Here is a 14,379-nt window from a genome sequence, read left to right on the forward strand (position 1 = left end):
ATAGAAGCGTCGGGTCTGCTCGATGGACTTGAGGGCGCCGCGCGCCAGGACCGCGTGGAGCTGGTCGACTGGTTACTCGATCGAGGTTTCAGTCTCGAGCACATTCGCGAATCGGGTGCCGCGCCGATGATGCTGCCCGCCTACCGGGTCCTCGGCGATGACGGAACACTGGTGTCTGCGCGCGAAATCTGCGAGTCGACCGGGATCGAGCTCGGTGTGCCGTGTTGCCGCGCGCAGACGCCGAGGCGGTGAAACACGCCAAAGTCTTTCTGGATATCGGCTATGACCCCGACGATGCGGTCGCCGTGATGCGGATGCTGGTGGAAAGCCTGGGGCATGCCGCCGCAATGATGCGTGAGGCGGCCCTCAAGACCCTGCTACGACCTGGTTCTTCCGAGATCGAGCTGGCTAAGGCAACCGAGCAACTGGCCCAGGTGGCGCTTCCGTTGCTGGCGCCGATGATGGACGACCTGATGCGCCTGGAACTGCGTCATTCGGTGCAGAACGAGGCCCTAAACGCGGCGGAACGAGCCGCTGGAACGTTGCCGGGTGCGCGTCCCGTCACCATCGCCTTCGCCGATGTGGCCGGCTTCACGCGGCTCGGCGAAGCGCTACCGGCCGAAGACCTTGAACGGGTGGCCAGCCGGCTCGCGGATTTGGCACACGACGTGGTGATAGCGCCGGTTCGGTTCGTGAAGTCGATCGGCGACGCGGTGATGTTGGCCTGTCCGGACCCCACCCCTCTGTTGCACGCGGTGCTGGACTTGGCCGCTGCCGCGGCGAACGACTTGCCGCCGTTGAGGATTGGTGTTGCGTCCGGGTCAGCAGTCACCCGCGCGGGCGACTGGTTTGGGAGTCCAGTCAACCTGGCTAGCCGGGTCACTGCCGCTGCACAGCCCGGGACGGTTCTGGCCGCTGAGTCGACGCGCGATGCCGTCGGCAACGCCGGGAACTTCGAGTGGTTTTCGATCGGCGCACGACGGCTGAAAGGTGTGAGTGCCGAGGTCAAACTCTTCCGGATTGAACGCGACTCGTTCGAGTCACCGGAGGATAGCTGAATTAGCCAGCGCTGTAACAACCTTGCGGACCGCATCTTCGATAGCGCCGGCGTCGGCGCCCGCGATGTCGCTTCCAGCGAGGTGTTGGCACGACGCCATCGCCGGCTTGATAAACCAGATGCGCACCGAGGGAGGCATGGTGAGCGGGTGCTCCCGTTCTGGCGACGTCGGCCGTGCGCCGTCGGGGACCCTACCGAGGCGGTTCTACAAGGCGCTCGAGCGAGTCGGCGTGCCCAGCGGCGAGATCGTCGGGTCGGTGTGAAAAAGGGCTGAGATGACTTGAAACACTCAAGCATTGCCGGCGATTTGGACGATCACCCCGATGTCCGCGCGCCTCGACTGCCGCAAGGAGTCAAGGTCGGCGCACAATGCTATAGCCACCACTTCTTGACTTCCTGAGGAGACCGCATGTCGCTGTTCGATGTTTCCGAGCGCGCTGAGCAATACCAATCGGATTTGCTCGATTTCATGGGCTCACACGTCTACCCCGCCGAATCCGTCTACGACGAGCAGATGCGGGAAGCGGGTGACCCGCACTTTCATCCGCCTATTCTCGAGGAGCTCAAGGCCGAGGCGCGAAAGCGCGGGCTGTGGAACTTATTTCATCCCCATCCCGAGTGGGGGCCGGGCCTGACCAACCTCGAATACGCGCCGTTGGCCGAGATCATGGGCCGCAGTCACATCGCGTCTGAAGCCTGCAACTGCAGCGCTCCGGATACCGGCAACATGGAGGTGTTCACCCTGTTCGGCACCGACGAGCACAAGGAGCGTTACCTCAAGCCGTTGCTCGACGGCACGATCAGGTCCGCCTTCGCGATGACCGAACCTGCGGTGGCGAGTTCGGACGCGACGAACGTCGAGATGTCGATGGTCCGCGACGGCGACGAGTTTGTTCTAAACGGGCGAAAGTGGTTTGCGTCCAACGGGATGCACCGTAACTGCAGGGTCTTGATTGTGATGGGGAAAACAGACCCGTCAGCGGCTCCGCACCGCCAGCAGTCGATGCTGGTGGTGCCAATCGACGCGCCGGGGATCACGGTGCGGCGCAACCTGCCGGTCTTCGGCTATCAGGACCGCGAAGGGCACGCCGAAATCGACTTCGACGACGTGCGGGTGCCGCTGACGGACGTGCTCAAGGGCGAAGGCGAGGGCTTCGCGATCAGCCAGGCCCGGCTGGGCCCTGGTCGTATCCATCACTGCATGCGCGCGATTGGCATGGCAGAGCGAGCATTGGAGCTGATGTGTACGCGTGCGCAGTCCCGCGTGACCTTCGGAAAGCCGATTAGTGAGAACGCGAATGTGCGCGATTGGATTGCCGAGGCGCGCATCGATATCGAGATGATCCGGCTGCTCACCCTCAAAGCCGCATACCTGATGGATACCGTCGGCAACAAAGCGGCCCGCACCGAGATCGCCGCAATCAAGGTGGCCGCGCCGAACATCGCCCTCAAGATCGTCGACCGGGCGATTCAGGTGCACGGCGGCGGCGGGGTGACTGACGACTTCCCCCTGGCCATGGCGTGGGCGCACCTGCGGACGCTGCGCCTGGCCGACGGTCCGGACGAGGTGCACAAGCGAGCGATCGCGAGCCAGGAGTTGCGTAAGTACCGCGAAGGAACGTCGACGTGAAGGGGTCAGGGAGTGACTTCGCGCCTTCGACGCTCGAAGGATTTCCCGATCGCGCGGAAACGACCCTGCAGTACCGCTAGGTTTTCTCGGAAATCGTCTCGATCAAGCTCGGCCGGGTTCGGTTCGCCGATTCAGGCTCGGGGACTTCGCTTTTCGGTACTTCGGGTTCGATCAGATCCTGCACGGCACGGCGTGCGAGCCGGCCCGTCTCCATGCCACCGAGGATCCGGACCGTTCCACCGGTAGCGGTGTGCTGGTGCTGCCAGTCGCTGATGGCCTGGTGTGCGGCGTGGTCGAGGTAGTTGACCGCGAGATCGACGGTGACAGTGGCACGTTGCGGCATCGACGCCAGCACGCGGGTAAGCCGGGGCAAGGCCAGGAACGTGCAGGCGCCCTCGACGACCACGTGCCATTCGTCGCCAACTTGCTCGGCGGCCACCTTCGCCCGTACCACCCGCCACCCCGTCATCGCGACGGCCAGCGCGAGCCCGATCAATACCCCGTGCAGGAGATTGAGGAAGATGACACAGACCACGGTCACCAGGTAGACAGCGAGATCGCCGTTGCGTAAAGCAGTTTCGATATGAGCCGGCTTCAGCAACTCGATTCCGATCACGATGAGTAGGCCCGCCAGCGCCGCGGTAGGGATTCGTTCGACCAGACCTGCGAAAGGCAGGGCAAACACTAGAATCCAGAAACCGTGCAGGATCGTCGACGCGCTGGTCTTTGCGCCCGCATTGATATTCGCCGAGCTTCGGACGATCACGCCAGCGATGGCAAGCCCTCCGATGGCGCCCGACACCATGTTTGATGCGCCCTGACCGAGCAACTCGCGATTCAAGTCAGTGCGCGGTCCGTTGTGCATCCTGTCGGTGGCAACTGCGGTCAGCAGGCTCTGGACGCTGCAGATGAGCGTGACCGTGATTACTCCGATGGCGATAGCTCCCCAGTTTCCGTGGGGCACCGTCGGCAAGTGCACCGCCTGCAGGATCGAGCTATCCAGCCTGATGCGCGACACATTGAACGGAAGCACTACCGAGATGACGGTCACGACCACGATGGCGACCAACGGACCCGGAATGCGGGCCAGTCGGCGAGGGGCCTTGCGCCACAAGATCATGATGGCGATCACAAGCAGACCCAGGATGAGCCCTGGCCGGTGTGCACCGAGAATTTGGGCGGGCAGACCGGTGACGTTCTCCCAGGCTGTGCTTTGTGATTCGCCGCCGAGCAGCACGTGGGTTTGCTGGAGCGCGATGGTGATACCGATGCCGGCCAGCATCGCGTGTACGACGACGGGTGAGATCGCGAGCGCTGCTCGCGCAACGCGACTGAGCCCCAACAGAATCTGCATAACGCCCGCGACCATGGTGATGAAACACGTTATCCCCCAGCCGAACTCTGCGATGAGATCGGCGACGACGACGGTAAGCCCGGCCGCGGGTCCACTGACCTGCAAATGCGAGCCGCCAACGGCTCCGCCGACGACGCCCCCGACGATCGCCGCGATCAGACCGGCGAGCACAGGCGCGTCCGAAGCTATTGCGATTCCCAGCGATAGCGGAAGTGCGACCAAGAACACAACCAGTGATGCGGGCAAGTCGTGTCGGATTACCGCGCGCAAGCGCCCAATTCGTGATACCGGACCATCTTCAACGTCCTGCTGTTGGGCATGCTGCATCGGTTGCTCCCTCGTTAGGTCGTAGCGGGGGACGTCGCGATATCCGCCCCTATCGTGCGGTAGATGGCATCGGTGTAAAGTACCGGAGCACAAGCGTTTACGCTCTGCGCCAACTTCGTCGTTCAGCTGCGAATGCCTAGCCCCTACCTGTGAAGGTATTGGCGCGTTCCGACACGGTCAACTCGACGGGCGGGGTGCATAGCGAATCCAAATCTTTCGCCCCGCGAGCAGACGCAAAATCGCGTAAAACGGAGCGGTTTTGCGCGATTTTGCGTCTGCTCACCCCATTTAGCGCACGATCTCGCGGTGGCCGGCGTCCAATCGGCGGGTCCAGCCGCGTGCGTCCAGGTGTTCCAACAGCGGGATCGCGACACGTCGGGTAGTGGCAAGGGCCTGCCGCGCTTGGCTTGTGGTGAAGGGCTGCTCGAGCCGGGCCAACTCCCGCATCGCCAGCGCGGGCGCCGTGGGCAGGAGCACCACGCCGTCGCGCAACCGCAGCACCCGGCCGGCCCGCTCGGCCGCGGCCAGTTCGCGCGCACCAAGGTGCAGTGCCGACAGCTCGTAGGCCTCCGGCGCGCGGAACGGCTCAGCCCGCAGCCGGGATTCCAGCTCGCCTACCGCCGCTTCGGCGCCGCCGAGATCGCCACGAGCACCGGCTACCCGGATGTGACCGCCTTCCTGCTCGAGCCCCGCGTCGCTGGCGATAGCATCAAGCAACGACTCGTCGGGCAGGGCAAGCAGATCACGCGCCGCTCCGCGAGATAGCCCACCAGCCAACGGATCTCGGGCGTGCAGCTCGTCGACCGCTGTCCGTAGTCGCTGCTGCCACGCGTCATATGTCGGCCGATGCACCCACCAGCCGCCTAGTACCCGCACCTGCGCGGGTACGGCCTCCGGCAGTAACCCGAGCCGACGCAAGTGGCTGTCTTCCACCGCACCCCGACGGGCCACTTCGGCGGCAACGTCGCCGCGGGCGTCCATGTCGACCAGCGCCGCGGCGCGGCGGGCGCCAGCGCCGCGTCGGCGCAACACCGGCGGATCGGCGTCGAGGACCTGAGCACCGCCGAGCAGTCGAGCGCTGCCTGGGGCACGCCACACCAGCCGGTCGCCGAGAACCAGGGGCAGCCGCCGGTCGAGCGTGAGTCGCCCGTGGTCGTCGTCGAAAGCTCGCAGCCGCGCGGGTACGGCCGCGGTACCGACGTGCACGATGAGTTGCGCCCCGACCTCGGTCAATGGGCTGCCGGTAGTGCGCTGCACGTCGAGCGCGCGAGTGCTCGGCCAGGCGTCGGGAGTGACCAGGGCGTCGCCGCGGTGGATGGCATCGCGCGCGATGCCGCGCAGGTTGAGCGCCACCCGCGTCACGGGTCCAAGGGTGGTGTGCGGCTCGCCGCAGCTCTGCAGACCGCGGACCACGGCCGGCCGCACACGCTCCGCGCCGAGCAGGTCCAATCGGTCACCGCGGGCCAGGGTCCCGGCCGTGAGCGTCCCGGTCACGACGGTGCCGGCTCCCGCGATGGTGAAGGAACGGTCTACCCACAGCCGCAGCCGGGAGGTGGTATCGGGGGCGGGCACCTGGGCCAGGACGCGATCCAAGGCGGCGCGTAACTCGGGCAGGCCGGTGCCGTCGACCGCGGACACGATCACCCCGGGCGCGTCGCGCAGACCCGTCTCGGCCAGCTGCGCGCGCGTCTGCGCAAGTACCTCGGCTCCGCGCTCGGCTGCCCGGTCGGCGCGGGTAATCGCGACCACGCCGTGCCGAATTCCCAACGCCGCGATGGCATCTCGATGGTCGCTGGACTGCGCCTGCCAACCCTCGTCGGCCGCCACGACGAAGCAGACCACCGGCGCCGGACCAAGGCCGGCCAGGGTATTGCCTAGGAAGCGCTGGTGGCCCGGCACATCGACAAACGCGATCGCGCGGCCTGACGGCAGCGTGGTCCAGGCGAAGCCGAGGTCGATGGTCAGCCCGCGTCGACGCTCCTCCTCCCACCGGTCCGGCTCCATTCCGGTGAGGGCACGGATGAGGGTGCTCTTGCCATGGTCGACGTGGCCGGCGGTGGCTATGACGTTCGTGACGTGCACGATCTAAAGATCCGCACCTAACGCTGCGCGGACAGCGGCCAGCAGGCGATCGTCGTCGGACTCGGGTATGCAGCGCAGGTCCAGCAGACAGGCGCCGTCGTGCACCCGCGGCAGCACCGCGGGGTCACCGGAACGCAGCAGGGCAGCCGCGGATTCGGGAAGCCGAACCGCCCATCCGGGCAGTGGGACGCCCGGAGCTCCGCCACCGCCGACCCGGCCATCGTGTGCGACGACGGACGCGCCGACCGCCGCGGCGAGGCGCTCGGCCCGGGCCCGCAGCCGCTCGGGGTCGGCGTGCAGGAACTGAGTCACCGGGGAAACACCGGCCCGGACGGTCGCCTCAAGCGCGGCGAGGGTGAGTTTGTCGGCGCGGACGGCGCGCGCCAGCGGGTGCCGTGCCATCCGGGCCACCACATCGGCCCGGCCGAGCACTACGCCCGCCTGCGGTCCGCCGAGCAGTTTGTCGCCACTGGCGGTGACCACGTCGGCGCCGTCGGTCAGCGCCGTTGCGGCATCGGGCTCATCGGGCAGCAGCGGGTCGGGCGCCAGCAGTCCACTGCCCAGGTCGGCGACCAACGGCACTCCCCGCTCCGCGGTCAACGCCCGCAACTCGGTCAGCGAAACGGTCGCAGTGAAGCCCTCCAGCCGGAAGTTGCTTTGGTGCACCTTGAGCACGCACCCGGTGTGCGGCCCGATCGCCTCGGCGTAGTCCTTCAGATGAGTGCGGTTGGTGGTGCCCACTTCACGCAGGCGCGTGCCGGTCGAGGCGATCAAGTCAGGCAGCCGGAATCCGGCGCCGATCTCGATCAGCTCCCCGCGACTCACCACCACTTCAGCACCGGCAGCCAGCGCGGTAGTCGCCAGTACCAGCGCTGCCGCGCCGTTGTTGACCACGAGCGCGTCCTCGGCCGCCGGACAGGCAGTCAGCAGAGCTTCCCGCGCAGCGACCCCCCGCTTGGAGCGGGTACCGGTGATGAGGTCTAGTTCGACGTCGACGTAGCCGCTGGCCGCGACCAGCGCTTCGACCGCCCCCGGCGCCAGCGGCGCACGGCCCAGATTGGTGTGCACGACGACGCCGGTGGCGTTCAGCACGGGACGTAACGCCGTGGTCGTGCGCGCGACCAATGAAGCCATCACGCCGTCCTCCACCTGGTCGGGTGCTAGGTCACCGCGGCGAGCCCGCTCTTGGACGTCGTGCACCACCGCTCTGACGACATGCTCGCCCAACCGTGCTCGCGCCCGTTGCACAGCCGGTAGCGCCAGTAGCTGATCCGTACGTGGAATCAGGCGCCGCGGGTCGACCTGCGTCACGTCCTCTCCTCGTTGGATCCTCGGCGGACTCGCGGAGGCGGACGGGAATCGAACCCGCCAGACCGAGCTGCTCGATCTCACCGGTTTTGAAGACCGGGGGGACCACCAGGAACCCAAACGCCTCCACGGGTAAACCTAGCGTGAGACTCGGCCCTCGATGTCACACCCGCCACATTGGCCTCTGTCGGCGGGAAAGCCACCCACTCCGGCGCGGGGGCTGATGTGGCAGCTGTGACGATGCGCCTCGGTCACCACTGGCACGTACGCTCGGCCCATGTCCACGACGCGCCTCACCGAGTACGCGCACGGCGGCGGCTGCGCCTGCAAGATCCCGCCCGGCGAGCTCGAAGACGCTGTTCGCGGTCTGATCGGGCAGCCGACAGACAACGTCCTCGTCGGGCTCGACGACGGCGACGACGCGGCCGCGGTGCTGGTCGGCAACCTCGCCGTACTGTCCACGGCTGACTTCTTCACCCCGGTCGTCGACGACGCCTACGACTGGGGCCGCATCGCCGCAGCAAACGCGCTTTCGGACATCTACGCGATGGGCGGACGCCCGGTGATCGCGATCAACCTCGTCGGTTGGCCGCGGGAGCTGCTGCCGCTGGAGCTGATGACCGAGGTACTGCGCGGGGGTCTCGCGGTGGCCAACGAAGCGGGCTGCCCAGTGATCGGCGGCCACTCCATCGACGACCCGGAACCTAAGTACGGCATGGCCGTAACCGGTGTGGCCGCTCCCAGCAAGTTGCTGCGCAACGACGCCGCCGAACCGGGTCTGCCGCTCACCCTCACCAAACCGCTCGGTGTCGGGTTGCTCAACAACCGACACAAACAGACCGGCGAGGTCTTCAAAGAAGCGATCGCGACCATGACCCAGCTCAATCGCGACGCCGCCGCTGCTGCCGTGGCCGCCGGGGTGCGCGCGGCCACCGACGTGACCGGATTCGGGTTGCTCGGCCACCTGCACAAGATGTGCCGGGCCTCCCAGGTGGGTGCCGTCGTCGAGCGCGCCGCGGTGCCGGTCATCGACGCCGCACGCGAGGCGCTGCGCGACGGGTTCGTCTCCGGTGGAACCCGCCGCAACCTCGACTGGGTGCGGCCCCACCTGCGGCAGACAGCAGGCGTCACCGAAGACGACCTATTGCTGCTGGCCGACGCGCAGACATCCGGCGGCCTGCTGCTGGTCGGCGAACTACCCGGCCATCCCGTCATCGGCCACACCGTGGCCGGCCACGGCATCGAAATCCGCTAGGCGGTGGTGATCGAGTCGTCGGTGATACCCGCCGCACGGCGCGCGGCCAGCCTGCGCTTTTGCGGCTCGATCGTGTAGCGCGGATCGCGGGCGGATTCCAGACCCGCCTCGAATACGCCGAACCGGGTGAGCGCCGACGCCGCCATCAGGGCCAGACCGGACAACGCCGCGACACCGCGATGCCGGCCGCCCAGCAGCGTGCCCACTCCGCCTGCGATGACCAGCCGCTCGCTCCACCGCAGCATCCGGCCAGGCTTGCCGTGATGCAGTGGCTCGGCGGCCACCGGGTCCATCCGGTGTTCCAGGACTTTCGTCGCGACCAGGTCGCCGACCACGCCGAGGACGGCCAGCCGACGCGCCGGACCGGCCTCGACGACGGGAGTGGTGATCATCGCCAGGCCCGACGCCGCAAGGCTGGCAGAGCTGACGAAGACGAACGGCAGGTCTTCGTGGGCGGCGTTCCAGGTCGGGGTCGCGGTGTCGGCGAGCAGCACCGCGGTGTAGACCGCCAGCGGCGGCGCGAATAGTGCGGCTTCCAAACCGGCGGGCCCTTCGACCACGCGCAGCACGGAACGCAACGGCCCCAACGGAAGTCGTTCGCCCGTCATTTGGTCGATCTCGGCCGCCGCGGCAACGCCGGCACCCGCGCTGAAGGCGCTGAGGATCCACGAGCCGAGGCTCATCGGCGAGGTGAGTTTGATGGTCCTGAGCATGTTGACGAACCGCTCGGGCCGACCCAGGTCCTTGACCAGCGCGGCCGCGCTGAGTATCACGGCGACCAGCGCGGCCAAGCGTGCGTTGCGGCGCAGCGTCGGCCGCCCGGTGAGTTGCGCTCCGGCGGCGAGCAGTCCAGACCCGCCCGCCACCCCACCCAGAAACAAGTACGCCCCTACCTCGTGACCCCACGGCGCCGGTTTGACCACGGGACGCCCGTAGTAGCTGGTGAACTCCGCTTCGGGCACCATCAATGACTCGTCGCGACGGCGCCGCCGGACCCCCCTTTGCGAACGCTTGCCCGGCTGCGGAGGCCGCAGGCTGTCGTACTCCGACGAGCTCACCGCCGCTTCACCTCGCCCCTCGAAGGAAAGCGACGGCCGCCACGACAACCATTCCCGCGGCGGCCATCCCTGCCCGCTTGAACATCTGCGGCAGGTCGGCGGTCGGCACCCGCGGGTCGGGCGGCAGGCCGTAGACCTCGGGCTCGTCGAGTAGCAGGAAGATCGATCCGGTGCCGCCGACGCCGTCGTGCTCGTTGGCGCCGTAGAGGCGGGCCTCAGTGAGGCCACGCGCGTGTAGTTCGGCGACGCGATCCCGTGCCTGCCCTACCAGGTCGTCGCAATCACCGAACTTGATGGACGTGGTCGGACAGGTCTTGGCGCAGGCCGGTACCTGATCTTCGACGAGGCGGTCGTAGCAGAGGGTGCATTTTTGGGCTACTCCAGTGACGGGGCCGGTGACGGGTGTTTCGGCCGGATGATCGGATCGCTGGGCTGGCGTCGTGTACGTCCCGTCGCTGCGCCGTTCGACCACGCCGAACGGGCACCCGGCCACGCAGGTGCCACAGCCGTTGCAGACGTCGTCTTGTACGACGACGGTGCCGAATTCGGTGCGGAACAGCGCGCCCGTCGGGCAGACGTCCAGGCAGCCGGCGTGCGTGCAGTGCTTGCACACATCGGAGGCCATCAGCCAGCGGAACTCCGGGGTGTCCGGCGGGCTGGTGTCCACAGTGTCCGGCGAGCCGGGGACGGCCGGCATGCCCAGGTTCACCAGCGCCCGGCCGGACTCCCGCGCCTCCTCGATACGTTCGCGGCCCTGCTCGATGAACGCGACGTGCCGCCAGGTGCTGGCACCCAAGTGGCCGGTGTTGTCGTACGACGAGCCCAGCAGTTGCAGGTCACCGTCAAGCGGGTTTCGATTCCACTCCTTGCATGCCACTTCGCACGCCTTGCAGCCGATGCAGATCGATGTGTCGGTGAAGAAACCCTTGCGCGGCTTAGGATCTGGCCACCGCGCGTCGGCGGTGGGATCAGTTGGTCCAGCCAGTTGGCCCATCAGTCCTCCCGTTCCGGCCGGGTGACCCGCACGTTACCCGTCTCCACCGTCGCACCCGCCCGCGACTGATACTCCTCGATCAGGCGCAGCAGCGCCTCGCCCTGGGGCCGGCGGCCCGGACGGATGTCGCAGGATCCGGCCTTGGACTCCTGGATCTGTACGTTCGGGTCCAGGGTCACGCCGAGCAGGTCGTTGGCCGCGTCACCGCTCACCACCGCGTCACCCCCCACCCCCCAGTGGTAGGGCAGCCCGATCTGGTGCACCGTGTGTCCGCCGATCACCAGCGGGTTCATCCGTTCTGTGACAAGCACTTTGGCCTCGATAGCTGCGCGTGGTGAGACGATGGTGGCCCAGCCGTAGGGTTCCAGGCCCCGTTCGGCGGCCAACTCCGGGGATACCTCGCAGAACATCTCGGGCTGCAACTCGGACAGGTAGGGCAGCCAGCGACTCATGCCGCCCGCGGTGTGATGCTCGGTGAGCCGATAGGTGGTGAACACGTACGGGTACACCTCAGCCCCAGGGTCGCCGGCACTCGGTGCGCTCAAATTGTCCTTGCGCGGGAACATGATTCGCGACGGACTCTGCTGTTGCGGGTAGAGCGCGTTGGCGACCGGCGACTCCTGCGGTTCGTAGTGGGTGGGCAGCGGGCCGTCGACCATACCCTTGGACGCGAACAGCCAGCCCTTGCCGTCGGCCTGCATGACGAACGGGTCATCACCCGCCAGCGCTGCCGGGCCGCCAAGGCCGGGATCCGGCCGGGCGCTCGGAGCGCGGTCGACCGGGAAGTCCGGCACGTCGTCGCCCACCCAGCGGCCCTGCTGCTCGTCCCACCAGATGCACTTCTTGCGCTCACTCCACGGCTTGCCGTCGGGGTCGGCCGACGCGCGGTTGTAGAGAATGCGGCGGTCGGCGGGCCAGGCCCAGCCCCATTCCGACTGACTCGGCGTCGGACCGCCGTGCGGCACCCGACGGGCGGCCTGGTTGACGCTGTCGGCGTATACCCCGGAGTAGATCCAACAGCCACACGACGTCGAACCGTCGGAGCGTAGTTCGGTGTACCCGGAGACGGGCTTGCCGGCGTCGGGACCAGAAACGTGATAGCCGTTGATCTCGGCGACCACGGATTCGGCATCGGGCTCGCCGTGCTCGTCGATGGGGTAGTCCCACGTCAGATCGAGCAGCGGGCGGTCACGTTCGTCGGTCGAATCGGCCAGCCGCGCACGAATTCGCTTGCCCAGCTCCACGAAGAACTGCAGTTCGCTCTGGCAGTCACCCGGCGGCGCGACCGCCTGATGCCGCCATTGCACCAGCCGCTGGGTCTGGGTGAACGACCCGGCTTTCTCGACGTGAGTGGCGGCGGGGAAGAAGAACACCTCTGTGTCGATGTCCTCGGTGCGCAACTCGCCGGACGCGATCTCTGGCCCGTCCTTCCACCAGGTGGCCGACTCGATGAGGTTGAGATCGCGGACCACCAACCACTTCAGGTGCGACATGCCGAGGCGCTGCATGCGACCATGCGCCGATCCGACGGCCGGGTTCTGGCCCAACAAAAAGTATCCGTCGACCTCGTCGTCGAGCATCGCCATCACCGTCTGATACGTGCCGTGTGGTCCATCGATCCGCGGCAGGTAGTCGTAGGCCCAGTTGTTGTCTTCGTGTGCGGCCTCACCCCACCAGGCTTTGAGCAGGCTGACGATATACGTGTCGGCGTTGGCCCAGAAGCCTTTCTGGGTCTTCGGCCCGACCGCCTCGACGTATTCGCCAAAGGTGTCGTGGACGCCGGCTTTGGGCATCGGCAGATAGCCGGGCAGCAGGTTGAACAGCGTCGGAATATCGGTGGAGCCCTGGATGGTGGCGTGTCCGCGCAGCGCCATGATGCCGCTGCCCGGGCGTCCGACATTGCCGAGCAGCAGCTGCAAAATCGTTGCGGTGCGGATGAATTGGGCACCGAGCGTGTGCTGGGTCCATCCCACGGCGTAGGCGAAACAGGTGGTCCGCTCGCGACCGGAGTTCTCGACGACGGTCCGCGCCAGGTAGTAGAAGTCCTCGATGCTGATGCCGCAGACGTCGCGCACCATCTCGGGTGTGTAGCGGGCGTAGTGGCGTTTGAGGATCTGGAACACCGTCTGCGGATGCTGCAGGGTCTGGTCGCGCACCACCTGGGCATGCGGAAGCGGGGGCCCACCACTGCCGAGCTCATCTCCCGACGCGCGCTCCGAGGCGCTGGCTCCGTGTTCGTGATCGGCGTCCTGCTCTGCTTCGTGTTCGGCATAAGCCCACGAGGACGGGTCGTAGTGGCCGGTATCAGGGTCAAAGCCGGAGAACAGACCGCCGAGATCCTCGGTGTCCCGGTAGTTTTCGTTGATCAGGGTCGCGGCGTTGGTGTAAGCGAGCACGTACTCCTCGAACCACAGGTCATGGGTGAGGACGTGATTGATGAGCGCGCCCAGCAGCACCACATCGGACCCGGCCCGGATCGCAATGTGCTTGTCGCACACCGCCGAAGTACGGGTGAACCGTGGGTCCACGTGAATCACCTTGGCGCCCTTGGCTCGGGCCTCTTCTACCCACTGAAAACCGACCGGATGGCACTCGGCCATGTTCGAGCCTTGAATGACGATGCAGTCCGCGTTGGCCATGTCTTGCAGTGACTGGGTGGCGCCGCCGCGCCCGAAGGAGGTTCCCAGACCGGGAACCGTGGCGGAGTGTCAAATACGGGCTTGGTTCTCGATCTGGATGGCACCCGCGGCGGTGAAGAGCTTCTTGATGACGTAGTTCTCTTCGTTGTCCAACGTCGCGCCGCCAAGCGCGGCGATCTTCATCGTGCGCCGCAGCGGATGGCCTTTCTTGTCGATGTCCTGCCAGGCATTGCGGCGGGCGTCGACGAAGCGGTCGGCAACCATGTCGATGGCGGTGTCGAGATCCAGCGGCTGCCATTCGGTGGAGCGGGGGGCACGGTAGAGCATCTTGATCTGCCGTCCCGGGGAGTTGACGAGCTGCTCGCTGGCCGAGCCCTTCGGACACAGCCGGCCGCGCGAGATCGGCGAATCGGGATCGCCTTCGATCTGCACAACCCTCTCGTCCTTGACATAAACCCGTTGCCCGCAACCGACCGCGCAGTAGGGGCACACACTTTGCACCACCCGGTCGGCGGTCGATGTGCGCGGGGCGATGGCGCGGGTATGTTTAGACGTCACCGCCGGTCCGCGGCCGAGCACATCCCCCGAGCGCAACTGACGGACAACGGGCCATTCTAGGAAAAGACGCGTCAAGCCATTCTTTTCAGCCATCTTCGTAGCCTAGTGCGCTGCATG

The 14,379-nt window shown here is 66.9% G+C and carries 8 protein-coding genes, 1 tRNA gene and 1 pseudogene; 3 read left to right on the top strand and 7 right to left on the bottom strand.

Translation table 11 applies throughout. The features are described from left to right. Together AC5Y21_RS16675 and AC5Y21_RS16680 are read left to right on the top strand one after the other, a co-directional pair. Positions 1-1,058: pseudogene (locus tag AC5Y21_RS16675) on the top strand (adenylate/guanylate cyclase domain-containing protein); the annotation flags it as partial. 408 nt (positions 1,059-1,466) lie between these two features. Further along, on the top strand, positions 1,467-2,687 hold the full coding sequence (locus tag AC5Y21_RS16680; RefSeq protein WP_499913823.1) for an acyl-CoA dehydrogenase family protein: 1,221 nt from the start codon (positions 1,467-1,469) through the stop codon (positions 2,685-2,687). A gap of 76 nt (positions 2,688-2,763) precedes the next feature. On the opposite strand, the gene AC5Y21_RS16685 is transcribed toward AC5Y21_RS16680, so the two are convergent. The 4 genes from AC5Y21_RS16685 to AC5Y21_RS16700 all read right to left on the bottom strand — a co-directional run bounded on the left by AC5Y21_RS16685 (position 2,764) and on the right by AC5Y21_RS16700 (position 7,886). Further along, entirely contained in the window at positions 2,764-4,368 is a 1,605-nt protein-coding gene (locus AC5Y21_RS16685) for a SulP family inorganic anion transporter (RefSeq protein WP_499913825.1), read from the bottom strand. 288 nt (positions 4,369-4,656) lie between these two features. Further along, positions 4,657-6,450 carry a selenocysteine-specific translation elongation factor gene (gene selB / locus AC5Y21_RS16690; protein WP_499913827.1) on the bottom strand — a complete coding sequence of 598 codons (1,794 nt, stop codon included), beginning with the start codon at positions 6,448-6,450 and terminating at the stop codon, positions 4,657-4,659. A 3-nt stretch (positions 6,451-6,453) separates the two neighbouring features. Then, positions 6,454-7,761 (bottom strand): L-seryl-tRNA(Sec) selenium transferase, encoded by a 1,308-nt coding sequence (selA, locus tag AC5Y21_RS16695; RefSeq protein ID WP_499913829.1) that lies wholly within the window; start codon positions 7,759-7,761, stop codon positions 6,454-6,456. 32 nt (positions 7,762-7,793) lie between these two features. Continuing rightward, positions 7,794-7,886 (bottom strand) — tRNA-Sec (locus tag AC5Y21_RS16700). A 149-nt stretch (positions 7,887-8,035) separates the two neighbouring features. Between AC5Y21_RS16700 and selD the strand changes: the two genes are divergently transcribed. Next, on the top strand, positions 8,036-9,013 hold the full coding sequence (gene selD / locus AC5Y21_RS16705) for a selenide, water dikinase SelD (protein WP_499913831.1): 978 nt from the start codon (positions 8,036-8,038) through the stop codon (positions 9,011-9,013). On the opposite strand, the gene nrfD is transcribed toward selD, so the two are convergent. The 3 genes from nrfD to fdh are packed head-to-tail and all read right to left on the bottom strand — an operon-like array spanning position 9,010 to position 14,355. Then, positions 9,010-10,071 (bottom strand): NrfD/PsrC family molybdoenzyme membrane anchor subunit, encoded by a 1,062-nt coding sequence (gene nrfD, locus AC5Y21_RS16710; RefSeq protein WP_499913833.1) that lies wholly within the window; start codon positions 10,069-10,071, stop codon positions 9,010-9,012. The genes selD and nrfD overlap by 4 nt on opposite strands. A gap of 7 nt (positions 10,072-10,078) precedes the next feature. Continuing rightward, positions 10,079-11,065, bottom strand: a complete 987-nt coding sequence (locus AC5Y21_RS16715; RefSeq protein ID WP_499913835.1) for a 4Fe-4S dicluster domain-containing protein — start codon at positions 11,063-11,065, stop codon at positions 10,079-10,081. Then, positions 11,065-14,355, bottom strand: a complete 3,291-nt coding sequence (gene fdh / locus AC5Y21_RS16720; RefSeq protein ID WP_499913837.1) for a formate dehydrogenase — start codon at positions 14,353-14,355, stop codon at positions 11,065-11,067. The genes AC5Y21_RS16715 and fdh overlap by 1 nt, the downstream gene beginning before the upstream one ends. Positions 14,356-14,379 lie beyond the last annotated feature (24 nt).

Source organism: Mycobacterium sp. NGS41, assembly GCF_059812725.1.

Coding starts and splice junctions, on each gene's coding strand:
- AC5Y21_RS16680 (WP_499913823.1), top strand. CDS start 1,467: ATGTCGCTGTTCGATGTTTCCGAGCGCGCTGAGCAATACCAATCGGAT.
- AC5Y21_RS16685 (WP_499913825.1), bottom strand. CDS start 4,368: ATGCAGCATGCCCAACAGCAGGACGTTGAAGATGGTCCGGTATCACGA.
- selD (WP_499913831.1), top strand. CDS start 8,036: ATGTCCACGACGCGCCTCACCGAGTACGCGCACGGCGGCGGCTGCGCC.
- AC5Y21_RS16715 (WP_499913835.1), bottom strand. CDS start 11,065: ATGGGCCAACTGGCTGGACCAACTGATCCCACCGCCGACGCGCGGTGG.